This is a genomic window from Rhodococcus sp. G6(2025) (assembly GCF_058628105.1).
In genome coordinates, this window is the sequence record NZ_CP179750.1 from 1,716,661 (window position 1) to 1,738,948 (window position 22,288).

The window sequence follows — 22,288 nt, forward strand, 5'->3', positions numbered from 1 at the left end:
AGACGTCAGTGACCAGCAAAGCTCGCACCAACTCGAACTCCGCAGCGGCGCCGAAGCCAGGCGGAAAGCAGCAGCGTCCCGTCGCGATCGTCGGCGGAAACCGCATTCCGTTCGCCCGCTCCGACCGGAAGTACGCGCAGGCGTCCAACCAGGACATGTTCACCGCCACCCTCGACGGACTGGTGAGCCGCTTCAACCTCCAGGGCGAGAAGCTGGGCCTCGTCGCAGGCGGCGCCGTGCTCAAGCACAGCCGCGACTTCAACCTGATGCGCGAATGCGTCCTCGGCAGCGCCCTCAGCCCGTACACGCCGGCCTTCGACCTGCAGCAGGCCTGCGGCACCGGACTGCAGTCGATCGTCGCCGTCGGTGACGCGATCGCGGCCGGCCGCATCGATGCGGGTGTCGGCGGCGGCGTCGACACCACGTCGGACGCGCCGATCGGCGTCAACGACGAACTGCGCGAGTTCCTGCTGTCGCTGAACCGCGCGAAGAGCACCGGCGACCGCATCAAGCTCCTCGGCAACGTCCGCCCGTCCATGCTCGGCATCGAGATCCCCCGCAACGGCGAGCCCCGCACCGGGCTGTCCATGGGCGAGCACGCCGCCATCACGGCCAAGGAATTCGGCGTCCGCCGCGAGGACCAGGACGCACTCGCCGCCGCCAGCCACCAGAACATGGCCGCCGCCTACGACCGCGGATTCTTCGACGACCTGGTGACGCCGTTCCTCGGACTCACCCGCGACGACAACCTGCGGCCCGACTCCAGCGCCGAGAAGCTGGCCAAGCTGAAGCCGGTCTTCGGGGTGAAGGCGGGCGACGCCACGATGACGGCGGGTAACTCCACCCCGCTCACCGACGGCGCGTCCGCAGTCCTGCTGTCCACGGACGAATGGGCCGCCGAGCGCAAGCTTCCGGTGCTCGCGCATCTCGTCGACTCCGAGACCGCGGCCGTCGACTACATCCACGGCAAGGACGGGCTCCTGATGGCGCCGACGTACGCCATCCCGCGCCTGCTGGCCCGCAACGGCCTCACCCTGCAGGATTTCGACTACTACGAGATCCACGAGGCGTTCGCGTCCGTCGTGCTGGCGACGCTGCAGGCGTTCGAATCGGACGAGTACTGCAAGGAACGCCTGGGCCTCGACGGCGCACTGGGGTCCATCGACCGCAGCAAGCTCAACGTCAACGGGTCCTCGCTGGCGGCGGGGCACCCGTTCGCCGCGACCGGCGGCCGCATCGTCGCCTCGCTCGCCAAGATGCTGGCGGAGAAGGGCTCGGGCCGCGGCCTGATCTCGATTTGCGCCGCCGGCGGCCAGGGTGTGACGGCAATCATAGAGGCGTGATCCGACTGGCCTTTCCGGTAGCTGGGAGACCGGAAAGGCCAGCGTGCGCGCAGTGCGAGCGGGGATCCGGCAACGAGGGGTGGCCGGATCCCCGAAATCTTTTCCGACAGGTGTAACGCTGGAGATTAGCTGGCGATATCCCTGTCAGCCCCGTGTTGCTGCCTGACCCCCGACCTGGCAGCAGCGCGGGGCTCTTGCATTTCCGGCGGCCGGTACGCTGACGTGGGGGTCTCGACCGGGCCTCGCTCGGATCGGATCGCGCTTGAAATGCAACGAGCACCGACGGCAAGCTGAGGCCCGCACGAAGGACAACTCGGTGAGAGGGCCACGGTGAACGACGAAGACGGCGACAAGGGGAGCAAGGCACCCGAACGGTCGACGCCGGACCCTTCCGCGACGCCCGAGAGTGTCGAATCCGAGACCGTGGCCGACCCGGCCGCCGAGGTCCCCGCTCCCGACGATGCCCCGGAACCCGAAAACGCTCCGGCCGTCGACGATGCCCCGGCTCTCGAGGATCAGGCGGAACAGCCGAGTGCCGACGACGCCCCGACGACGCAGCTGAACCTCGGTGACCTCGGGGAACGCTCCGAGGAGCAGGCTCCCGACGCGCCGTTGTGGGTGGAGCCCCCGGCCAACGAGGACGTCACGCAGGTGATCCCCGCCATTCCGCCGGGACCCGTCCCCGGGCCCACGGCGGCGTACACCACACCGGCGGACGAGCCGACCGTTGTGGCTCCGGCTGCCGCGGCGCAGGTCCCGCCGCAGCCGGCACCGGAAACTTCCGCGCCCGCCGAGCCGTCCGCGGAACCGACCAAACCTGCCCGTGCTCCCTGGGTGAAGATCGCAGCGGTCACCGGTGGTGTGATCGCCCTGATCGGCATCGCGTACGCCGCGGACCTCGCGGTGTCCTCCGGGAACGTCCCGCGCGGGGTGACGGTGGCAGGCGTCGACGTGGGCGGTTCGTCCCGCGAGGAGGCCGAGGCCATTCTGCAGGCGCAGGTCGGCCCGCGCGCCGATCAGCCGCTGACGGTGACTGCCGGCGACGTGTCGACGCAACTCGTTCCGTCGGCCGCCGGGCTCGGTGTCGACTGGGAGGCCACCCTCGACCGGGCCGATTCGCAGCCGCTCAACCCGTTCACGAGGCTCACGTCGTTCTTCACCACCGACGAGATCGGTGTGGTGTCGACCCGTGACGAGGCCGCGCTGGCCTCCGCCGTCGACGGCCTCCGCAGTGAGACCGATCGCGCGTCCCGTGAGGGGACCGTCGTGTTCGAGGGCCCGACCCCGGTTCCGGTGGACCCGTCGACCGGGCAGAACCTGAACGGCGAGGGCGCCGAGGCGGCGTTGACCGAGGAATGGGCGTTCGGCCGGACCGTGGACCTGCCTGTCGACGTCGTGCCCGTGACGGTGACGAAGGAAGGCGTCCAGCGGGCGCTCGCCGAGGTGGCGGTGCCCGCTGCCTCCGCCGATCTGGTGGTGACCGGTCGTGACGGCAAGGTCGCGACCGCCGCGCGCCAGCAGATCGGTGCCATCGTCGGCTTCGAACCGGACGGCAACGGTGGGCTGAAGCCCACCTACAACATCGAGGCCGCGATCGGCATCCTGGCGCCGCAGCTCGTCTCGACGGAGATCGCACCGAAGGACGCGACGATCACGCTCGACGGCGGATCGCCCACCGTCGTCCCCGCGGTCGTCGGTGACCTGGTGCAGTGGCCCAAGACGTTGGAGACGTTGCCCGAGTTGTTGCGCGGCAACGGTTCTCACGCCACTGCCGCGGTGTACGGACCTGTCCCGCCCGCCCTCACCACGGAGGCCGCGCAGGCGCTCGGCGTGAAGGAAGTGATCGGCGAGTTCACGACCGGCGGCTTCTCTGCCGCGTCGGGTACCAACATCCGGCTCGCCGCCAGTGAGATCAACGGGGCGCTCATCAAGCCGGGCGACACGTTCTCCCTCAACGGGTACACCGGCCCGCGCGGCACGGCCCAGGGCTATGTGGAGTCGGGCATCATCAATAACGGTCGCCCGGACACCGCGGTCGGCGGCGGTGTGAGCCAGGTGGCGACGACGCTCTACAACGCCGCGTATTTCGCCGGCATGGAGGACGTCGCGCACACCGAGCACTCGTACTACATCTCGCGTTACCCCGAGGCGCGTGAGGCCACCGTCTTCGAAGGCGCCATCGACCTGCAGTTCCGCAACACCGCCAAGACGGGTGTGATGATCCAGGCCATCGGCGGCGCCTCGGATCTGACCATCCGGTTCTGGGGAACCAAGACGGTCGACGTCGAGTCGATCACCGGTAACCGGACCAAGCCGACGGAGCCCGACACGGTCACCCTGCCCGCCGGCGATCACTGCATCGCCTCCAGTGGCGCACCGGGATTCACCGCCAGCGACACCCGGGTGATCTCCGATCACGCGACCGGCCAGGAAATCTCCCGGAACACCAGGACGGTCCGCTACGACCCCGTCCCGATCGTCAAGTGCGAGGAACCCGCCGCCGCACCCAAACCCGACGAGCGCACCCCCGCCGCCTCGCCGGCCCCCTCCGCCCCGGCGGAAAGCCCGAAGCCCACCACCCCGAAGCCGAATCCGAACGACGGCGAGTAGCCGCACCACTTCTCGGTTCGCGCACCGCTTTTCGGGCCCGAAAAGTAGAGCGCGAACCGAGAAAGGGTGCGACTACAGCGACCGCACCGTAAGCCGCTGGGCGGACGGGAGCGGTGCCTGCGTCACCCAGCCTCGTGGCGACCCGGCACGCGCGATCGCGCGGCGGACACGCTCCGCCACCAGCCGCGGTGACCCGAGGTCGTCCCAGATCCACCGCACCACCTGGAATCCGAGGTCGCGCAGCGCGTCCTCGCGTTGCTTCTCGGCGAAGACCGCGTCGCCGGGGGATTGCCCGGGTTTCAACAGCCGTCCGTACTTGACGCGTCCGTCGAACTCCCCGAGCACGATGCCGTCGAAGTGGAAGTCGACGCGTCCGATTCGGCGCCCGCCGGGTTCGAACACCTCGCCTTGCTGGGACGGGGCGGGCAGCCCGGCACGCGACAACATGACCCGGCTTCGAGATTCACCGACGCTTTCGCTGTGCCCGCTCACGAAGCGGACGACCCTCCGCGCCGCATCGACGCCGTGACGACGCGCAGCGCGGGCGATTTCGGCGTCCAGGTCGTCTCGGCTGATGCCGAACCTCCGGACGGCCGCGTCACCCACCACGACGGCCTGCTCGAACGGCAGAGTTCTCGCGAGGTCGATGAGGGTCCGCACCGGGAGGGTCAGCGAATGCCCGTCCACCACTGCCACACGCTCTCCGATGGGCGCGCAGTGCACCGTGGTCCGCCGCTTGATCCGGCCACCTCCGCGTCGGTTTCTGGTGACGTGCACGCGGTCGAGGGGCGTCTTCCACAACGGCAGCCCGTACACGACGGCCGCGGATTGGTGGCTGAGCACTGCGTCGTCCGACACGGCGTGAATTGTCGAGTCGATGAGGAAGCGATGACGTTCCTCCTCGCCGAGCGCCGAGTACATCGACGCGGAGAGATATGCGCCGCGCCCGATGCGCTGCCATTCGCCGCGTGTGTACAGGCGTCGGATCTCGTCGTCGCTGTAGCCGCGGTCCAACGCCTCCTGGCGTCGCAGCATCGCCCCCGGGTCATGTTCCATGGGAACGATTCTCGCCGGAGCCGCCTGAAGAATCCGGTCCGAAGGACCCGGCTGTGGATGAACTGAGGCTTGTGGACAACTCCCGCACTCTCTCTCGGCTCGCGCACTACCTATGGGAGCCGAAAAGGGGTGCGTCGACCGGGAAAGAGTGCCGGAGTCCACATGGTCGGGACACGAAAAAGCCCGGCGGCCGGGGAGCTACCCCGGCCGCCGGGCCGTCTGAAGCCGATCAGAACGCTGCTTCGTCGAGCTCCATGATGTCGTTGTCGATGTTGGCGACGATGCTGCGGGTGGCGGTCAGTTCCGGCAGAACGTTCTTCGCGAAGAAGGACGCGATGGCGACCTTGCCCTCGTAGAACGCCTTGTCCTTGTCGGAGGCACCCTCGTCGAGGGCCTTGATCGCGATCTCGGACTGGCGGAGGAGCTGCCAGCCGATGAGCAGGTCGCCGACGGACATCAGGAAGCGGACGGAACCGAGGCCGACCTTGTACAGCTCGGACGGCTGCTCCTGCGCACCCATGAGGTACCCGGTGAGGGTGGCGGCCATGGTCTGGACGTCCTCGAGGGCGGTGGCGAGCAGGGCGCGCTCGGCCTTGAGGCGACCGTTGCCTGCCTCGCTGTCGATGAACTTCTTGACCTCGCCTGCGACGTGGGCGAGTGCCACACCGCGGTCGCGGGCGATCTTGCGGAAGAAGAAGTCCTGCGCCTGGATGGCGGTGGTGCCCTCGTACAGCGAGTCGATCTTGGCGTCGCGGATGTACTGCTCGATCGGGTAGTCCTGCAGGAAGCCGGAGCCACCGAAGGTCTGCAGGCTGTCCGTCAGGTACTGGTACGCCCGCTCGGAACCGACGCCCTTGACGATGGGGAGCAGCAGGTCGTTGACGCGGAACGCGAGGTCCTTGTCGGCGCCGGACACCAGCTTGGCGGTGGCCTCGTCCTGATGCGCCGCGGTGTACAGGTACACGGCGCGCAGGCCCTCCGCGTACGCCTTCTGCATGGCGAGGGCGCGACGGACGTCGGGGTGGTGCGTGATGGTGACGCGCGGCGCGGCCTTGTCCGTCATCTGCGTGAGGTCTGCGCCCTGGACGCGTTCCTTCGCGTAGTCGAGGGCGTTGAGGTAGCCGGTGGAGAGGGTGGCGATGGCCTTGGTGCCGACCATCATCCGGGCGTGCTCGATGACGTCGAACATCTGCGCGATGCCGTTGTGGACCTCGCCGACGAGCCAGCCCTGGGCGGGAATGCCGTGGCCGCCGAAGGTGACCTCACACGTGGCGGAGACCTTCAGGCCCATCTTGTGCTCGACGTTGGTGACGAAGACGCCGTTGCGCTCGCCCAATTCGTTGGTCTCGAAGTTGAAGTGCGTCTTCGGGACGAAGAACAGCGACAGTCCCTTGGTGCCGGGGCCTGCGCCCTCGGGGCGGGCCAGGACCAGGTGGAAGATGTTCTCGAACAGGTCGTCGGAGTCGGCGGAGGTGATGAACCGCTTGACGCCCTCGATGTGCCAGGAGCCGTCGTCCTGCTTGATGGCCTTGGTGCGGCCTGCGCCGACGTCGGAGCCGGCGTCGGGTTCGGTGAGGACCATGGTGGCGCCCCAGCCGCGTTCGACGCAGGTGGCGGCCCACTTCTTCTGCTCTTCGGTGCCGTTGTGGAACAGCACGTCCGCGAACGCGGGTCCGGCCTGGTACATGTGCGCGGCCGGCTGGGCGCCGAGGATCAGCTCACCGATGGCCCACACGACGGACCGGGGGACGGGTACGCCGCCGATCTCCTCGGAGAGTCCCATGCGGTACCACTCGGCGTCCCACAGTGCGCGGAACGACTTCTTGAACGATTCCGGCAGGGTGACGGTGTGGTTTTCGGGGTCGAAGACCGGAGGGTTGCGGTCGGCGTCGGCGAAGGACTCGCCCAGCGGTCCCTCGGCGAGGCGGGCAACTTCGCTGAGCATGTTGCGGACGGTGTCGGCGTCGAGATCGCCCCACACGCCTTCACTCAGCGGCTGCTCGAGACCGAGTACCTCGAAGAGGTTGAACTCCAGGTCGCGGACGTTGCTCTTGTAATGGCCCATGTCTTCTGTCTCTCCCAGTGAGATGGTGCGGTCTATCCGTTAGTACCGCCCAAGTTATTACTCGTCGGTAACATCAGCGATATTACGCCCGATTTACCTGACTGCCAAGACTCGGGCGGTGGGCGACGACGAGCGCGTCGATCGCCGTTCCGGCGTCCGTCTCGCGGAATCGTCGTTCGGCGACGTCGACGGAGAGTTGCCCGCCGAACGAGTTCACCAAATCGTCTGGTGTGTATAGGATTTCAGCGTCCTGGGGACCCCCGACTCCCTGCGACAAGTTAACGGCGTCATGCCCCAAAATCATGAGGATTCCCTCAGGTTTCAGCGCAGATATGGCGCGGTTCACAACCTGCAGACGCTCCTCGGGGGCGAGATGGAGGTAGATCATGAGCACGAGGTCGTACTCGCCGCCGAGGTCCGTATCGGTGACGTCGGCGACGCGGTAGTCGAGCCTTTCGCGGACCGAGCGGGGTGCCTCGGCGGCCACCCGGCGGGCCTTGTCGACGGCCACGGCCGAGTAGTCGAGCCCCGTCACCTCCCAGCCGCGGGTGGCGAGCCAGTGCGCGTTGCGGCCCTCGCCGCATGCGAGGTCGAGTGCGCGGCCGCGGGGGAGCGAGGTGACCCGCTCGACCACGACGGCGTTGGGTGGCGCGCCCCACACCAAGTCGCTCTGTGAATACCGTTCGTCCCAGGCAGCTGCATCCATGCCCCGACGCTAGTACGCGGGCTACGGAGTGAGTGTGGTCCGCATGAGGAGCACGTTGTAGTTGTTGTGCACCGTCGTGAGGAAGTAGAGGTCGCGGCCCGACGACCACGGGTGGATGTAGGCGCCGTACGCCGTGGGCAGCTCCCGGGTGTCGACGAGCACCTCCGGTGGGCCCCACGGTCCGGTGACCGACGGGGAGCGGCGCATGACCACGGAGTTGTACTGGTCGGTGGTCAGCATGAGGTATTGGCCGAGGTACTCGTTGTACGCGACGGACAGTTCGCCGACTCCGCCCGGCATGATCGGCTTGGCGACGTCGGGGTTGCCCTTGATCCACTTGGCGCCGTCGAAGTATTCGTACGCGCCGAGGTCCATGATCTGGGGTTCCGGAACCCGCGCGATGTGGACGAGTCCGCCGCGGCCGGCGGGTGTTCCGTACTGGTAGACGAAGCCGTCGGCCTTGACGAAGGCGCTCATCTGGAAGTTGGCGTTGCCGCCGACGTTCGGGCGCTGCGTCTCGGGGGCGACGGTCCAGTTCTCGCCGTTGTCGTGTGAGTACACGAGACCGGAGTAGTTGGTGTCCCACGTTCCCGCCGGTCCCCAGTTCTTCACCGACATCATGCTCAGAACCTGGGTGTTGCCGACGGCGACGCCGGCGGTGGGGATGCGGCTGATTTCGACGAACGGGATCTTCGGGCTCGGGACGAGCTCCTTGGACTGGCCGAAGATGTCGCGGGGAGAGCTGTCGAAGTTCATCCCGTCGGCAAGGATGCCGTCCGTGCTGCGGAACAGTGTGCTGCTGCGCCAGGCCCACAGGCTGCCCGACAGCAGGTTGGGCAGTCCGAGCCCGGCGGAGTCGCCGAACGCCGTGAGGACCTGCCCCTGGCCGTTGTCCCACATGATGCCGAGGTCGGTGCCGAGGACGTTGGCATCCTGGGTGCGGTTCGGGCTGAGCATGCCGGTCTGCTGTGCGACCGCCTGGGTGCGTCCGGTGAGGTGTGGAATCCCGTTGGTGCCGTTGAGTCCGGGGATCGGATTGATGGCGTTGGGATTCGCGGCGGCTGGGCCGGCGAATGCGATCAACGTCACGGCCGCGCCGACGAGTGACGCTGCTGCAAGAGCTCTGGTTCGCTTCACGAAGGACACTCCATCTCTAGCAGCAGGCGGCACTGCGTGGCCCGAAGAGACCACTCCCCCTACCGGTGATCAACTGCTGGAAATCGCCAGAAGTCTAACAAGTCTGTTCTTACGAAAGTGTCGGTTTGACCGCAGTGTTCGTTTCATCGGCACCCCCACCGAACCGATATTACCGACGAGTAACAGGAACCGGTGCTACCCGCTGGGCGGTCGCCGACGTAACGTGTGCTGGCGACAAGTCCACACTGCGCGTAACCACGCGGGACCTGATGAGGAGATCGATCGATGGGAAAGCAGATTGCCACCGTGGCTGGAGGTCGGCAGTCCGCCCTTCTCGGGCTCGGCGTGTACCGGCCCGAACGGGTCGTCACCAACGACGAGATCTGTGAACTGATCGACTCGAACGACGAGTGGATCCAGTCGCGCTCGGGTATCCGCAACCGGCGGTTCGCGGCGGAGGACGAGAACGTCGTCACGATGTCCATCGAAGCCGGGCGTAAGGCGATCGAAGCGAGCGGGATCGATCCCGAGCAGATCGGCTGCGTCATCGTCGCGACGTCGACGTACCTCCTGCTGACCCCGCCCGCCGCGGCGGTGGTGGCCGACGCCCTGGGCACCAACGGGCCCGGAGCGTTCGATCTCGGCGGTGGCTGCGCGGGCTTCTGCACCGCGCTGACCGTGGCGTCGGATCTGGTTCGCGGAGGGTCCGTCGACTACGCCCTCGTCGTGGGCGTCGAGAAGATGAGCATCACCACCGACCCCACCGACCGCTCGACGCGATTCATCTTCGGTGACGGCGCCGGCGCCGTGGTCGTGGGCAAGAGCGACGTCGCCGGCATCGGTCCGGTGGAGTGGGGTTCGGACGGCGCCCAGGCCGACGCCATCGTGCAGGACCTGGATTGGTACGAATACATCACGACGCCGGGTGCCACGCGCCCGTACATCAAGATGGCCGGTACTGCGGTGTTCCGCTGGGCCGCCTTCGAGATGGGCAAGGTGGCCCTGCGGGCGATCGAGAAGGCCGGCATGTCGGTCGACGATCTCGACGCGTTCGTCCCGCACCAGGCCAACTCGCGGATCACCGAGGTGATCGCCCGCAGCATGAAGCTCCCCGAGAACGTGCCCGTGTCCGACGACATCGCCGAGAGCGGCAACACGTCGGCCGCGTCGGTGCCGCTCGCCATGGAGGAGATGCTGCAGTCCGGCGCAACCAAGCCCGGCGACACCGCCCTGCTGCTCGCCTTCGGAGCCGGGCTGTCCTACGCGGCCCAGGTCGTGACGATGCCGGTACTCGCGAAGAACTGATCCGGGCCCGTCGGGGTCAGGAAAGCAGGGGTCGATGAGTGTCACCCGGCAGTCGGTCGCCGTCGCGGTGCTGATGTCCGGCGCCGTGGCCCTCGCGGGCTGCGGCGGCGGGAGCACCGGCGGCGGCAGCACCTCGACGGTGTCCGGCTCTGCGGTGGAACTGAACTCGGGCGGTGACTGCGCGGGCCGCGACGTGATCGTCGACAGGGACGGTGCCGTGGTCGTCCTCGACGGCGAGTGCGGCACCGTCACCATCGAGGCCAACGGCGTCTCGGCGAACGTCGCGACGTCGAACGCGGTCGTCGTGAACGGTCAGGACACCAACGTCGTCGGCGGGCAGACCGGAACGCTCACCATCTCGGGACGCAGCAACAGTGCCACCATCGACGTCGTCGAGTCGATCGACGTGCAGGGCAACGCCGTCACCGTGCTCGGCAAGCAGGCGGGGCGGATCTCGGTCGGCGGCAGCGGGAACTCCGTGAGCGTGGACGACTCCGGTGCGATGACGGTGAGTGGCAACGACAACTTCGTGCGCGCCGTGTCCCTCGACTCCCTCGAACTCACCGGGTCCAACAACTCCGTCGACTGGGATTCCGGTGCGCCGGCCCCGTCGGTCGACACGGGCTCCGAGAACCGGCTCACCCCGCCCGGCGCGTGATCACCGGGCTCCGCAGCCGGTGAGCACCGCGGCCATCGCATCGCGCTCGGGCGGCGTCACCCAGAGCCGGTACGCCACTTTCACTTCCACCTGCCGCGCCACGTAGGTGCAGCGGTACGCCGCCAGCGGGGGCAGCCATGTCGACGCGTCGGCGTCGCTCTTGCGCTGATTGGTGGGTCCGTCCACCGCCTGCAGATTGCGGGGATCGTTCGCGAGGTCCGCCCGGGTCTGCGCGTCGAGGAGCTGAGCGCCCTTCTGCCACGCGTCCGAGAGTGCCACCACGTGATCGATTTGCACGGCGTCCGACGTCTTCGTGCCCCGGGTGAACGCAATGATGGTGCCCGTGTAGAGATCCCGCAACGTGCCCGACTGCACCACGCAGTTGCGGGTGCGGTCCCGTGACGTGATGTCGACGAGGTCGCGTCGCAGGATGTCGTTGCGGGTGTCGCAGCCGTTGCGTCCGAGTTCGACCGACACGTTGTCGGTCCAGCTGGCGCCGAACAGTTCCCGGTCGTAGCCCGTCTTGGGTGCCCGGCCCTTCACCTCGAGGGTGGACAGTTGCGTGAACGCCGTCTGTATCTGTTGTGCGTCAGTGACTTCCGAGGGTGCGACCGGTCCGGTTCCGGCGGCAAGGGTGTCGTCGGGGTCCGGAGTGAGCATCGTGACGAGCACGACGACGAACAGCCCGGCGAGGATCCAGGCCCACTTCGTGCGGATGGTCGTGATGATGGAGCCGGTATTCGGTACCGCAGAGCGGGGCATGAATCTCTCCTGAAATCAACGCTGTTCGTCATTTCTATCAGGAGTGGTCGCGCGGACCGGTGAGCGACCCGGGTTTACGTGGTGGCGCCGTGCAGCAGAGGAATCAGCAACTCGTCGTCGCTGAGTGCGCCGTGCTGCCCGGGCAGGGCGGACAGCCTCGACTCCGCCTTGCGGCGGACCACCGCGACCCCGCCCTGGGCGATGGCGACGACGTCCCCGATACGGCCCTGCACCTCGGACCGCACGGCCGGGCCGAACAGTCCCGCCGTGACGGCCTCGTCCCTCGTGCCGATCCACATTCGGTGTCCCAGTTCACTCCTCCACCGGTCGGCGACGTCGTGCCCGGCTCCGGCGCGGGTGTGGACGTGCCTGCACCGCGGTTCGCCGGCGAGCGCCACCACGTCGTCCGACAGGACGGGAGTGGCGTCGAAGTCGATCTTGTCCGCGTCGTCGACGATGACCATGCCGTGGTCGGCGGTGACGTACAGGTGGGTGTCGGGTTGTGCCGCCGCGAGTCCCGCGGCGAGCCTCTCGACGAGCCGGTCGACGAGGGCGACCTGGTGCAACCAGGATTCGGATCCCGGTCCGTAAATGTGACCGAGCGTGTCGATTTCGCTGAGGTAGCAGTAGGTGAGGGTCCGGTCGCCTGCCCGGGCCGCGGTGACGACGTGCGCGATCAGGTCACCGTATGCGTGTATTCCTGCGAACGTGCCGCCGCGGAGGACGGCGCGGGTGAGCCCGGACCCGTCGAACTTCGCGGGAACCACCGTCGTACACGTGATACCGGCTGCCGCGGCGCGTTCGAACACGGTCGGAGCGGGCTGGACGACCTCGGGCACCAGCCGGGTGAGTTCGTCGCCCTTGTGGCCCGCGCGCCACGACAACCAGTTGAGCGTGCCGCGAACCTCACGAACGTATGACTGGTAGCCGGTGATGCCGTGACTACCGGACGGCAACCCCGTGCCGAACGACGCGATGCTGGTGGCGGTCGTGGTGGGGAAGCCGGCCCGGATCGGCCGTCCCGTCAGGCTGTCGAGAAACGGGGCGTGTTCGCGGTGGCGACGCAGCGATGTCCAGCCGAGGCCGTCGATCAAGAACACCACGGTGTGCCTGCTGTCCGGCAGGTGCAGCCGGTTGGGTTCGCCGGCAACGCCGAGTGCGGCGAGGACGGACGGCATCAGGGCGGACAGCGTCGGCTGCGAATACACGTCGAGCGGGGGCGCCGTAACGGTCATGACTTCCACTATGGTGTATCGGCTCGGGCTGCACTTGGGATATCGGCTCAGCCCGCAATGTGGAGAGTCGGCTCAGCCGACACGGTGGTACAGGTCCACGGGCTGGCCGTCGGAGGGAAACGGCAGCGAGGTGTAGTTGAGCGGGGCGACGTAGCCGGGGCTCACCTGCCAGTCGAATCGCCGCAGCAGGTGGTGCATGACCGTCTTGATCTCGGCGCCCGCGAAGTGCATCCCCAGGCATTTGTGCACGCCGCCGCCGAACGGCTCCCACGCGAACCGGTGAACCTTGTCCTCGCGGCGTTCGGGTGCGAACCGTTCGGGGTCGAACCTCTCCGGATCGGGCCAGTACTCGGGCATGTGATGGGTGAAGTGCACGACCACCGACATGTACGTGCCCCGGGGGATGTAGTGGCCGAGCACCTCGGTGTCCTCGACCGCGCGGCGGGCGACCACCGGGACCGGCGGAACGAGGCGCAGGCATTCCTTCATGACGAGGTCGAGGTCGGTCAGTTCGTCGAGTTGACCGTAGGTCGGGGTGGACGTGCCCAGTGCCGCCGACTGCCGTCTGCACCGCTCCTGCCAGTCGGGGTGCTGACCGAGGTACTGCATCATCGTCGACAGCGTGATGGTGGACGTGTCGTGCGCCGCCATCAGCAGGAAGATCATGTGGTTGACGACGTCGTCGTCGCTGAACCGTTGCCCCTCTTCGGATTCGATGTGGCACAGCGCGGAGAACAGGTCGTCGCCGGCGCCCGCTCGCCGCGCGGGCAGGTAGCGGCGGAAGAACTCCTCGAGTCGTGCGCGCCCGTCGATGCCGCGCTTCCACCGCGTTCCGGGCAGGGGATACCGCACCACCGACGTGGCGGCCTGCACGCTGTCGATGAACGCCTTGTTGATCTCGGCCATCTCCCGGGGCGTCGACCCCTCGGCGCCGCCCATGAAGATGCTCGTGGCGAGATCGAGCGTCAGCTCCTTCAGCGCGGGGTACGCGGCGAAGCCCGGGGTGGGCTGCCAGCCGTCGAGCCCCTTCTCGACGGCCGGATGGAGTGCCTCGGTATAGCGCGACAGCCGGTCGCGGGTGAAGGCCTGCTGCATGATTCGCCGGTGGGCGAGGTGTTCGTCGCCGTCGAGCAGCATCAGCCCGCGGTGGAAGAACGGCCCGATCAGCACGCTCCATCCGTCGCTGTTGACGAAGGCCCGGTCCTTGTTCTGCAGCACCGTCTGGCAGCCGTCCGGTCCGAGCACGGTGACCCACCGTTTGCCTGCCATGCTCAGCCACGACACGGGGCCGTAGCGATCCCAGCGACTCTGCAGCAGTCCCATCGGGTCGCGGAAGTAGTCCAGTGAGTGTCCGATGACGGGGAATCCGGCATTGCCCGAGATGGGTTGCAGGGTGCTTTGTGGTGGGGGAGCAGCGAGAACTTTGGGCATCGGCCCTCCTCGTGGCGTATGTGACAGGACTCTCTGTCAGATGTGTGTAGTGTGCGTCACACCTGTAGGTCTGTCAACATCGAGTCATGAGTTCACCGGCGCGCCAGTACCGCGGTCGAAGTTCGGAGGAACGCGCCGCGGACCGGCGCGCGCGACTGCTCGAGGCAGGACTGCAGGTGTTCGGCACCGTGGGTGGCGAGAAGGCGACCATGACCGCGATCTGCGCCGAGGCGAAACTGACGGAACGCTATTTCTACGAGGGCTTCCGCGACCGGGACGACCTGCTGGTGCAGGTGATCGAGGGCATTGCCGCGGAGATCGCGGAGGCGACGCGGGTCACCCTCCAGACCGTGACCGGCGACCCCGAGGTGCGGGCGCGGGCGGCGATCGCGACGTTCGTCGACATCCTGACGGCGGACCCGAGGAAAGGGCGGGTGTCGATCATCGAATCGGCGGGCGCCGAACCGCTGCGGACGCGACGGCGTGAATTGTTGCGGGCGTTCGCCCTGCTGGTCGCGGAGGAATCGAAGGAACTCTACGGCGACCGGGCGTGGTCGTCGCCGCAGGACGAGATCACCGCGCTGCTGTTCGTGGGCGGGCTCGCGGAGCTCATGACGGCGTGGCTGAACGGCGAGATCGAGGTGTCTCCCGAGCAGATCGTCGATGCCGCGACCTACCAGTTCACGTCCACCGCACACCGCTGATCGGGTCCCGGGCGGAAACGTGACGGGTGTCACGTGCGAAGCTGTGGGCATGGTGGATATCGCACGCCCGCAGTTGGAGGGCACGGTCGCGGTAGGCGAGGGGCGTCGGCTCGGCTTCGCGGAGTTCGGTTCGGCACAGGGCAGGGCGGTGTTCTGGCTGCACGGCACACCCGGTGCGCGGCGTCAGGTGCCGATGGAGGCCCGGGCGTTCGCCGAACGCGAGCACGTCCGGCTGATCGGGATCGACCGGCCGGGGGTCGGGTCGTCGACGCCGCACCGCTACGGCGCCGTGATCGACTTCGCCGAAGACCTGCGGACGGTCGCCGACACGCTGGGCGTCGACCAGATGGCCGTGGTCGGCCTGTCCGGTGGCGGGCCCTACACACTGGCCGCGGCGTACGCGATGCCCGACCGCGTGGTCGCGACCGGAATCCTCGGGGGTGTCGCGCCGACGAAGGGTCCCGACGCGATCCGCAGCGGGCTGATGGATCTCGCCGTCCTGGCGGCTCCGGTGCTGTCGGCGGGCGGTGTCCCCGTCGGGTTGGCGGCGAGTTCCGTGATCAGGCTGGCGAGACCGTTCGCGTCGCCGATCATCGACCTGTACGGGCGGCTGTCGCCGGAGGGCGACCGCCGTCTGCTCGCGCGGCCGGAGTTCAAGGCGATGTTCCTCGACGATCTGCTCAACGGCGGCCGTAAGCAGCTCAGTGCACCGTTCGCCGACCTCGTCCTGTTCGCGCGGGACTGGGGATTCCGGGTGAATGCGGTGAAGACCCCGGTGCGGTGGTGGCACGGCGACTGCGACCACATCATTCCGCTCCGGCACGGGCAGCACATGGTGTCGCTTCTTCCCGACGCCGAGTTCCACACGATGCACGGGGAAAGCCATCTCGGGGGTCTGGGCATGTCGGAGGAGATTCTCCGCTCGCTCCTCGACATCTGGGACGCCAAGGAGGCGCAGGCGCCGTTCGGCCCGGTGTGACGGTGGCGCGTTCTGCGCGCCACCGTCACCGGATCAGGACTGCAGCGTCGTGATCTGAAAGGTGGCGCCGAGCGGGTCGGCGACGGACGCGAGCCGCCCGAACGGGGTGTCCTCCGGTTCGCGCCGGACGCTGCCGCCCAGTTCGGTCACCTTCGCGACCGCCGCATCCGTGTCCTCGACGCCGATGTAGAACTGCCAGAACGAGGGGACGCCTTCGGGCAGGAACGAGTCGGCGTCCATGACTCCGGCCACGGTGCGGTCGCCGAGGTTCGCCTGCGAGTACCGGAATTCGTCTGTGTCGCCGAGGGTCCGGAAGGTCCAGCCGAAAACGTCCGCGTAGAACGGGAGCGCCGCCGCGTAGTTCCGCGACAGCGTTTCGTGCCAGACGGGCGCGCCGGGCTCGTCCACGAGACCGAATCCGTCGTGCTGATCGGCCTGCCACACGCCGATCACGGCGCCGGCCGGATCACCGAGGATGGCCATCGTGCCCTGGTCGCCCACGACCATTGCGGGCATCATCACCTGGCCGCCCGCCTCGGCGGCCTTCGCCGCGGTGGCCTCCGCGTCCTCGGACGCGATGTACGTGGTCCACACGTTGCCGTACGGGTTGCCCTGCTGTTGCGGGCCAAGGCCCGCAATGGGTTTGCCGTTCATGCTGAAGATGGAGTAACCGCCGTACTGCGGATCCTCGTTGGTGTCCGACCTCCACCCGAGCAGTCCGGTGTAGAACGGAATGACCTGTCGTGGGTCGGAACTGGTGAGATCGATCCAGCAGGGAGCGCCGGTGAGGGACGGGCGGTCGGGCATCTCGGTCTCCTGGGATGTCTGGGGTTCGGTGTGGTGCCGGTCACAAACCTACGCGTCCCGGCGACCTGCCGTCGGTTCGTGCCGGCCTGTGGAAGACTCGGCGCATGTCTGCGAGCGAGAACCAGGACAGTCCGGGCCGGGCCCGCCAGAATCTGATCTACCGCGACGGCGTCCTCGGCCGCACACCCTCCGTTCCCACCGAGTTCGACACGCTGGAGCGACGCGCGAAGAGGAAGATGAGCGCGAAGGGGTGGGCGTACGTCCACGGCGGCGCGGGGCTGGGTCGCACGATGCAGGCCAACCGCGATGCGTTCGACAAGTGGCAGATCGTTCCCCGGGTGTTGCGCGACGTCTCGAAGCGCGACATCGGGGTCGAGTTGTTCGGGCGCAGGATTCCGGCCCCGGTGCTGCTCGCCCCGGTGGGCGCGGCCGAACTGGCCAGGCCGGAGGCGGATGTGGCGATCGCGGCCGCGGCCGCCGAACTGGGTGTGCCGTACATCTTCTCCAACCAGGGCTGCGCACCGATGGAGGAGAGTGCGGCGGCGATGGGCGACGCACCCCGGTGGTTCCAGCTGTACTGGAGCACCGACGACGATCTCGTCGACAGCCTGCTCCAGCGTGCCGAGAACATTCGTGCGGACGCCGTCGTCGTCACCCTCGACACGACCATGCTCGGCTGGCGCCCGGAAGACCTCAACCTCGGCTCGCTGCCCTTCGCTCAGGGGCAGGGGATCGCGCAGTACACGTCCGATCCGGTGTTCCGCCGGATCGTGCACGAGCGGATCAAGGCCGCCGCAGGCAAGGCGGACGTCGAGGTGACGCTCGGCGCGATCCGGTCGCTGGTGTCGATGACCCGGCGCTTCCCGGGCCGCTTTCTCGACAACCTGCGGTCGCCGGAACCGCGGGCCGCCGTGGAGACGTTCCTCGACATCTACTCCCGGCCGTCGCTGAGCTGGGCCGATATCGAGACCCTCCGCAGCAGGACGTCGCTGCCGATCCTCCTCAAGGGTGTGCTGCACCCCGACGACGCCAGGCGCGCGCTCGACGCCGGGGTGGACGGCATCGTGGTGTCGAATCACGGTGGGCGGCAGGTGGACGGCAGCGTGTCGTCGCTGGACGCGCTCGTGGACATCGCGCCCGTCGTCGACGGCAGGCTGACGCTGCTCCTCGACAGCGGAATCCGCACGGGAGCAGACGTCTTCAAGGCCCTCGCCCTCGGTGCGGACGCGGTGACGCTCGGCAGACCCCACCTGTACGGCCTGGCCCTCGCAGGTCAGGCCGGTGCGCGGGACGCCACCGCCAACGTGATCGCCGAGTTCGACCTCACGATGGGTCTCAGCGGCCTGACGTCGGTGGCCGAGATCGACCGGAACGCCCTGCGCAGGGCGTAGACACGTCAGAGTTCGGCGATCGTGATGATCCCGTCCTGAAGGGCCCGCACCAGCAGCGCCGTCTTGGTGGACGCATCACGTCCGACCAGCGCGTACTTCTCGCGGATGCGGGTCAGGTGCGTGTTGACCGTTCCGAGCGCGATGTGGAGGTCGGCGGCGACGGCGAGCTTGGAGTCGCCGCGCAACCAGTGGCGGAGAACCTCGATCTCGCGCGCCGACAACGCCGGCTTCGAATACGTGCGGGCGACTGCCGGTTCGTCGGTATGTGGGGGGTGCCCGAGTGCGTCGGGTGCAGTGGTCATGCCGATCTCATCTTTCTGACATGTACGAATGCGCTACAGGTACCCGACGTCCCTGCAGGCAGTTCAGGTTAACTGGTGGCGGAGGTGCTTGTCGCGTCAGGCCCGGATCAGCTCTCACAGCCGACGCCGTCGCCGTCGCGATCGAGGTGGGTGCCGTAGCCCGGCTCGCCGATGCGGACCGGCGCGGCACCGGCCGCCTTGGCCGCCGAACAGTTCTTGTAGTAGACGTCGCTCGGCGGTGCCGTGTCGACGAACGGGACCGGTGCGGGTGCCGGAGCGGGAACGGGAGCGGGAGCGGGCGCAGGTGCTGCTTCCGGGACCGTGCTGGTAGTCGGAGCGGGCGCGACGGCAGGCGTCGCCGCCCCGCAGTCCTGGAGAACCCGGGCGATCGCATCGTGCTCGGCCTGGGTCACCCACAGCCCGTACGCGGCCTTCACCTCCACCTGATCGGCCACGTAGGTGCACCGATAGCTCTTGTTCGGGGGCAGCCAGGTTGCGGCGTCTCCGTCCGACTTCTGCTGGTTGGTGGGGCCGTCGACGGCTTTCAGGTTCCGCGGATCGTTCGCGAAGTTCGTCCTGGTCGCGGTGTCGAGCTGCTGCGCCCCCTTCTGCCAGGCGTCGGACAGCGCGACGACGTGATCGATCTGCACGGCATTCGACGTGCCCTCACCGCGGACGAAGGAGATGGTGGTGCCCGTGTACGGGTCGAGCAGCGTTCCGGTCTGTACCGCGCAGTCGCGGGTGCCCGGCTTGAACACGATCTGTTCGAGGTCGCGCCCGAGGATGTCGTTCCGCGTGTCGCACCCGTTGTGACCGCCGTCGACCGTCACGTCGTCGGTCCACGCCTGGCCGAAGAGATCCCGGTCGTAGCCGGTCTTCGGTGCGCGTCCCTTGACCTCGAGGCCGGCGAGTTGCTGCAACGCGGCGGTCGCGTCGGCGCCGCCGGCCGCGGCGGGTTCGACGGGTGAGAGGGCGAGCGCAGACGAAACCGGCACCGGTGGCGACGAACTCCACGCGGCACGCGCCGTCGTCGAATCGGCGACCGTGGGCGTCACGGACGCGGATACCGCTGTGGCCTGGGCCGATTGGTCGTCCTGTCCGGGGCTGAGGAACGAGACCGCGGCCACGACTACGACGATCCCGCCGGTGATCCAGGGCCACTTCTTACGAGTGGCAGGTGATGAGGGCGGGGGAAGCGTCATGCCGGTCCTTCAATGAACGTGGGGGGTCGGATGTTCATCGCGCGGAAGGGCTCTTCCGTTACTCGGCATCGCGGGAACTGTTAGCATGCCCGGGACCGGAATTCGTGCGGGTGGAGGGCGGTACTCGGTCGTGACACGACAGATCTTTCGGGGGAAATTGCGAACAGCGGCCGTGACGGCTGTGACCGTGGTCTCTCTCTGCCTCGGCGGCACCGTCGCGGCGGCCGCCGATCCGATCGTCGACACCGGTCAGGCGCTAGGTTCCGCGGTGGCGCCGAACGGGTCGACGCTCGATCACGTCACCGTGATCGATTCGAGACACCTGACGTTGCACGTCTTCTCGGCGTCGATGCAGCGGGTCGTTCCGGTGTACGTGCAGCGCCCCGCCGACACCAGCGTGCCGAGGCCGACGCTGTACTTCCTCGACGGTCAGGTCCGTCGGGAGAAGACCGATGTCGAAGAGTTCCTGGACGACCAGAACGTGAACGTCGTGAGCCCGTCCGGCGGCGAGAACGCGTATTGGACGGACTGGAAGAGCCCCGACCCGGTGATGGGGGTGAACAAGTGGAAGACCTTTATGACTCAGGAACTTCCGCCGGTCGTCGACGCGGCCCTCGGCACCAACGGAGTCAACGCGCTCGCCGGCATGTCACGGGTGGGTACTGCCGCTCTGCAGTTGGCGATTGCCGCTCCCGGCCTGTTCCGCGGTGTGGCCGCCTACAGCGGTTGCGCTCTGACCAGTGATCCGCTCGGTCAGCTCTTCATCAAGATCACCATGGACAACTACGGCTACGGCAACCCGGCCAACATGTACGGGAAGGCGGACGATCCGGCGTGGGCGGCGAACGATCCCTACGTTCACGCCGCCGAACTGCGCGGAACGGAACTGTTCCTCTCCAACGGCAACGGTCTGCCGGGGCGGCACGAGACCCTGGACGGCCCCGGGATCGACGGGAACGTCGCGACGCTCGCGCGTCAGATCTACGCGGGTGGTCCCATCGAAGCGGTGACCAACTACTGCACCCATCGATTCACGGATCGCCTGGGGGAACTGGGAATACCTGCAACCGCAAGTTTCCGTAACTCGGGCACACACTCGTGGGGATACTGGCAGGACGACCTGCACGATTCCTGGCCGGTGCTCGCTCGGGCGCTGGGAGTGTGAGCGAAGTTCCTCCGGTGTTTCCCGGCGGCGAGGTCACCGACGACCTCGAGATCACGCGGTAGCTCGTCGTTCCGGCCGCCGAGTTGCAGTGGCGGTTCTCCCGCGCCGGCGGTCCCGGCGGTCAGGGCGTCAATACCACGGACTCGCGGGTGGAGTTGCGAGTGAACCTGTGGACGTTGTCGACGCTGTCGCCGTCCCAGCTCGAACGCATGCAGGTTCAGTTGGGACACAGGCTCGTTGACGGGGTGGTCACCGTGACGGCGTCCGAAACCCGTTCGCAGCTGCGCAATCGGCGCGCTGCCCGGGCCCGGATGGCGGCGTTGTTGCGCGCGGCGGTCCTCGCCGAAACCCGCACCCGGCGTCCGACCAAGGCGACCAAGGGTTCGCACCGACGAAGACTCGACGCCAAGAAGCAACGCGGCCAGACCAAGAACCTGCGGAGGAAGCCGGACATGTAAGGGGTTTCACGCACCGGGAAATGGGGAACCTCCCGGATGTGTTGACCCCTCGTGTGCCGGAAGATGAGTACGGAAGCGCCGTGACGGATGACCGGAGACGGCGAGGTCGGGGGATCGAGGGTCATATGAGTGTGCTCGACGAGGAATTGCATTCGGCAGCGACGGCCGCCGCGGCGGGGGATCGCGAGGCTGTCGAGCGGGTGATGACGACGCTGTGGCCGCAGGTGGTGCGCTATTGCCGTACCCGCGTGGGGAATTCCACGCAGGTCACGCGGCCGGCGGACGAGGTGGCGCACGAAGCGCTGCTCGCGGTCGCGCGCGAACTTCCGGCTCTCGCTCGCAGTGACCATCCTGTCCGCGAGGTGTATCGCGTCGTGAGCCGGACCGTCGCGGACGCCCACGGCAGCGCGGTCGGAAGTCCGGACATTCCGGCGGAAGTGGCCGTGCTGCTACGCCATCTCGACGCCACCGCCCGGGAGATCGTCCTGCTGCGGGTCATCGACGGGCTGTCCGTGCACGACACCGCGGGCCTGCTCGGGCTCCCGGTGGGCCGGGTCCTCGTCGTGCAGCACGAGACGCTGCGGACCCTGCGGGCGAAGGTGGCCTGATCGGCGTCAGCGCCGGCTTGACAGGACGCAGAACTCGTTGCCCTCGGGATCGGCGAGCACCACCCAACTCTGCTCGCCCTGACCGACATCCGCGTGCCGGGCGCCGAGCCCGAGAAGCCGCGCGACCTCGGCCTGCTGATCGTCGGGCTGGAAGTCGAGATGCAGGCGGTTCGGTATCTGCTTCCGGTCCGGAACCGCCACGAACAGGATCTCCGGGTGGCTGTCGGCCCGGGGCCGGATGTGGACGTCGCCGTCGGAGTCGGTCACGGCTCCCCAGCCCAGGGCCTCGGCCCACCAGCGTCCCAGGGCTGTCGGATCGAGAGCGTTGACCACCACGGCTTCCCATTGCAGTCCCATGCGTCAA

The 22,288-nt window shown here is 68.0% G+C and carries 20 protein-coding genes and 1 pseudogene; 10 read left to right on the plus strand and 11 right to left on the minus strand.

What is annotated here, in order from left to right:
* Positions 1 to 8 precede the first annotated feature (8 nt).
* Together ACLIVD_RS07890 and ACLIVD_RS07895 are read left to right on the plus strand one after the other, a co-directional pair.
* Positions 9 to 1,343: an acetyl-CoA C-acetyltransferase gene (locus ACLIVD_RS07890; protein WP_005575008.1), complete on the plus strand. Its 1,335-nt coding sequence runs from the start codon at positions 9 to 11 to the stop codon at positions 1,341 to 1,343.
* A 330-nt stretch (positions 1,344 to 1,673) separates the two neighbouring features.
* The gene (locus tag ACLIVD_RS07895; RefSeq protein WP_491932220.1) at positions 1,674 to 3,953 is read left to right on the plus strand and encodes a VanW family protein; all 2,280 of its coding nucleotides are present in this window, start codon (positions 1,674 to 1,676) and stop codon (positions 3,951 to 3,953) included.
* A 72-nt stretch (positions 3,954 to 4,025) separates the two neighbouring features.
* On the opposite strand, the gene ACLIVD_RS07900 is transcribed toward ACLIVD_RS07895, so the two are convergent.
* The 4 genes from ACLIVD_RS07900 to ACLIVD_RS07915 all read right to left on the minus strand — a co-directional run bounded on the left by ACLIVD_RS07900 (position 4,026) and on the right by ACLIVD_RS07915 (position 8,917).
* Positions 4,026 to 5,009 (minus strand): hypothetical protein, encoded by a 984-nt coding sequence (locus ACLIVD_RS07900; protein ID WP_283351631.1) that lies wholly within the window; start codon positions 5,007 to 5,009, stop codon positions 4,026 to 4,028.
* A gap of 229 nt (positions 5,010 to 5,238) precedes the next feature.
* Positions 5,239 to 7,074: an acyl-CoA dehydrogenase gene (locus ACLIVD_RS07905; RefSeq protein ID WP_005243698.1), complete on the minus strand. Its 1,836-nt coding sequence runs from the start codon at positions 7,072 to 7,074 to the stop codon at positions 5,239 to 5,241.
* Positions 7,075 to 7,156: 82 nt separating this feature from the next.
* Complete coding sequence (locus tag ACLIVD_RS07910) at positions 7,157 to 7,780, minus strand: class I SAM-dependent methyltransferase (RefSeq protein ID WP_491932221.1); 624 nt, start codon at positions 7,778 to 7,780, stop codon at positions 7,157 to 7,159.
* Between the two features lie 21 nt (positions 7,781 to 7,801).
* Positions 7,802 to 8,917, minus strand: coding sequence for a glycoside hydrolase family 183 protein (locus ACLIVD_RS07915; protein ID WP_283330890.1), 1,116 nt, complete (start codon positions 8,915 to 8,917; stop codon positions 7,802 to 7,804).
* A 285-nt stretch (positions 8,918 to 9,202) separates the two neighbouring features.
* Here ACLIVD_RS07915 and ACLIVD_RS07920 point away from each other — a divergent pair, with 285 nt between their 5' ends.
* Positions 9,203 to 10,222: a beta-ketoacyl-ACP synthase III gene (locus ACLIVD_RS07920; RefSeq protein ID WP_105417277.1), complete on the plus strand. Its 1,020-nt coding sequence runs from the start codon at positions 9,203 to 9,205 to the stop codon at positions 10,220 to 10,222.
* Between the two features lie 34 nt (positions 10,223 to 10,256).
* Positions 10,257 to 10,880: a DUF3060 domain-containing protein gene (locus ACLIVD_RS07925; RefSeq protein ID WP_283330891.1), complete on the plus strand. Its 624-nt coding sequence runs from the start codon at positions 10,257 to 10,259 to the stop codon at positions 10,878 to 10,880.
* Here ACLIVD_RS07925 and ACLIVD_RS07930 read toward each other — a convergent pair whose 3' ends face one another.
* From ACLIVD_RS07930 to ACLIVD_RS07940, 3 genes are all read right to left on the minus strand, one after another.
* A complete protein-coding gene (locus ACLIVD_RS07930; RefSeq protein WP_283330892.1) occupies positions 10,881 to 11,642 on the minus strand; it encodes an HNH endonuclease family protein in 762 nt (253 codons plus the stop codon).
* Between the two features lie 74 nt (positions 11,643 to 11,716).
* Entirely contained in the window at positions 11,717 to 12,877 is a 1,161-nt protein-coding gene (locus ACLIVD_RS07935; protein ID WP_283351635.1) for an alkaline phosphatase family protein, read from the minus strand.
* A gap of 72 nt (positions 12,878 to 12,949) precedes the next feature.
* Positions 12,950 to 14,308: a cytochrome P450 gene (locus tag ACLIVD_RS07940; protein ID WP_283330894.1), complete on the minus strand. Its 1,359-nt coding sequence runs from the start codon at positions 14,306 to 14,308 to the stop codon at positions 12,950 to 12,952.
* An 86-nt stretch (positions 14,309 to 14,394) separates the two neighbouring features.
* On the opposite strand from ACLIVD_RS07940, the gene ACLIVD_RS07945 reads away from it, so the two are divergent.
* Both ACLIVD_RS07945 and ACLIVD_RS07950 read left to right on the plus strand, forming a co-directional pair.
* Positions 14,395 to 15,012 carry a TetR/AcrR family transcriptional regulator gene (locus ACLIVD_RS07945; RefSeq protein WP_283330895.1) on the plus strand — a complete coding sequence of 206 codons (618 nt, stop codon included), beginning with the start codon at positions 14,395 to 14,397 and terminating at the stop codon, positions 15,010 to 15,012.
* 49 nt (positions 15,013 to 15,061) lie between these two features.
* Positions 15,062 to 15,991 carry an alpha/beta fold hydrolase gene (locus ACLIVD_RS07950; protein WP_011597417.1) on the plus strand — a complete coding sequence of 310 codons (930 nt, stop codon included), beginning with the start codon at positions 15,062 to 15,064 and terminating at the stop codon, positions 15,989 to 15,991.
* A 33-nt stretch (positions 15,992 to 16,024) separates the two neighbouring features.
* On the opposite strand, the gene ACLIVD_RS07955 is transcribed toward ACLIVD_RS07950, so the two are convergent.
* Entirely contained in the window at positions 16,025 to 16,798 is a 774-nt protein-coding gene (locus ACLIVD_RS07955) for a VOC family protein (protein WP_283351637.1), read from the minus strand.
* Positions 16,799 to 16,902: 104 nt separating this feature from the next.
* Here ACLIVD_RS07955 and ACLIVD_RS07960 point away from each other — a divergent pair, with 104 nt between their 5' ends.
* Positions 16,903 to 18,189 (plus strand): alpha-hydroxy-acid oxidizing protein, encoded by a 1,287-nt coding sequence (locus tag ACLIVD_RS07960; RefSeq protein ID WP_491932222.1) that lies wholly within the window; start codon positions 16,903 to 16,905, stop codon positions 18,187 to 18,189.
* A gap of 5 nt (positions 18,190 to 18,194) precedes the next feature.
* On the opposite strand, the gene ACLIVD_RS07965 is transcribed toward ACLIVD_RS07960, so the two are convergent.
* Both ACLIVD_RS07965 and ACLIVD_RS07970 read right to left on the minus strand, forming a co-directional pair.
* Positions 18,195 to 18,491 carry a response regulator transcription factor gene (locus ACLIVD_RS07965; protein ID WP_280780657.1) on the minus strand — a complete coding sequence of 99 codons (297 nt, stop codon included), beginning with the start codon at positions 18,489 to 18,491 and terminating at the stop codon, positions 18,195 to 18,197.
* Positions 18,492 to 18,598: 107 nt separating this feature from the next.
* The gene (locus ACLIVD_RS07970; RefSeq protein WP_491932223.1) at positions 18,599 to 19,693 is read right to left on the minus strand and encodes a GmrSD restriction endonuclease domain-containing protein; all 1,095 of its coding nucleotides are present in this window, start codon (positions 19,691 to 19,693) and stop codon (positions 18,599 to 18,601) included.
* 172 nt (positions 19,694 to 19,865) lie between these two features.
* On the opposite strand from ACLIVD_RS07970, the gene ACLIVD_RS07975 reads away from it, so the two are divergent.
* The 3 genes and pseudogenes from ACLIVD_RS07975 to ACLIVD_RS07985 all read left to right on the plus strand — a co-directional run bounded on the left by ACLIVD_RS07975 (position 19,866) and on the right by ACLIVD_RS07985 (position 21,924).
* Positions 19,866 to 20,858 carry an alpha/beta hydrolase gene (locus tag ACLIVD_RS07975; protein ID WP_283351639.1) on the plus strand — a complete coding sequence of 331 codons (993 nt, stop codon included), beginning with the start codon at positions 19,866 to 19,868 and terminating at the stop codon, positions 20,856 to 20,858.
* Positions 20,859 to 20,872: 14 nt separating this feature from the next.
* Positions 20,873 to 21,316: pseudogene (gene arfB, locus ACLIVD_RS07980) on the plus strand (alternative ribosome rescue aminoacyl-tRNA hydrolase ArfB).
* Positions 21,317 to 21,441: 125 nt separating this feature from the next.
* A complete protein-coding gene (locus ACLIVD_RS07985) occupies positions 21,442 to 21,924 on the plus strand; it encodes a sigma factor-like helix-turn-helix DNA-binding protein (protein ID WP_280780661.1) in 483 nt (160 codons plus the stop codon).
* Between the two features lie 6 nt (positions 21,925 to 21,930).
* Here ACLIVD_RS07985 and ACLIVD_RS07990 read toward each other — a convergent pair whose 3' ends face one another.
* The gene (locus tag ACLIVD_RS07990) at positions 21,931 to 22,281 is read right to left on the minus strand and encodes a VOC family protein (RefSeq protein ID WP_280780662.1); all 351 of its coding nucleotides are present in this window, start codon (positions 22,279 to 22,281) and stop codon (positions 21,931 to 21,933) included.
* Positions 22,282 to 22,288: the final 7 nt, after the last annotated feature.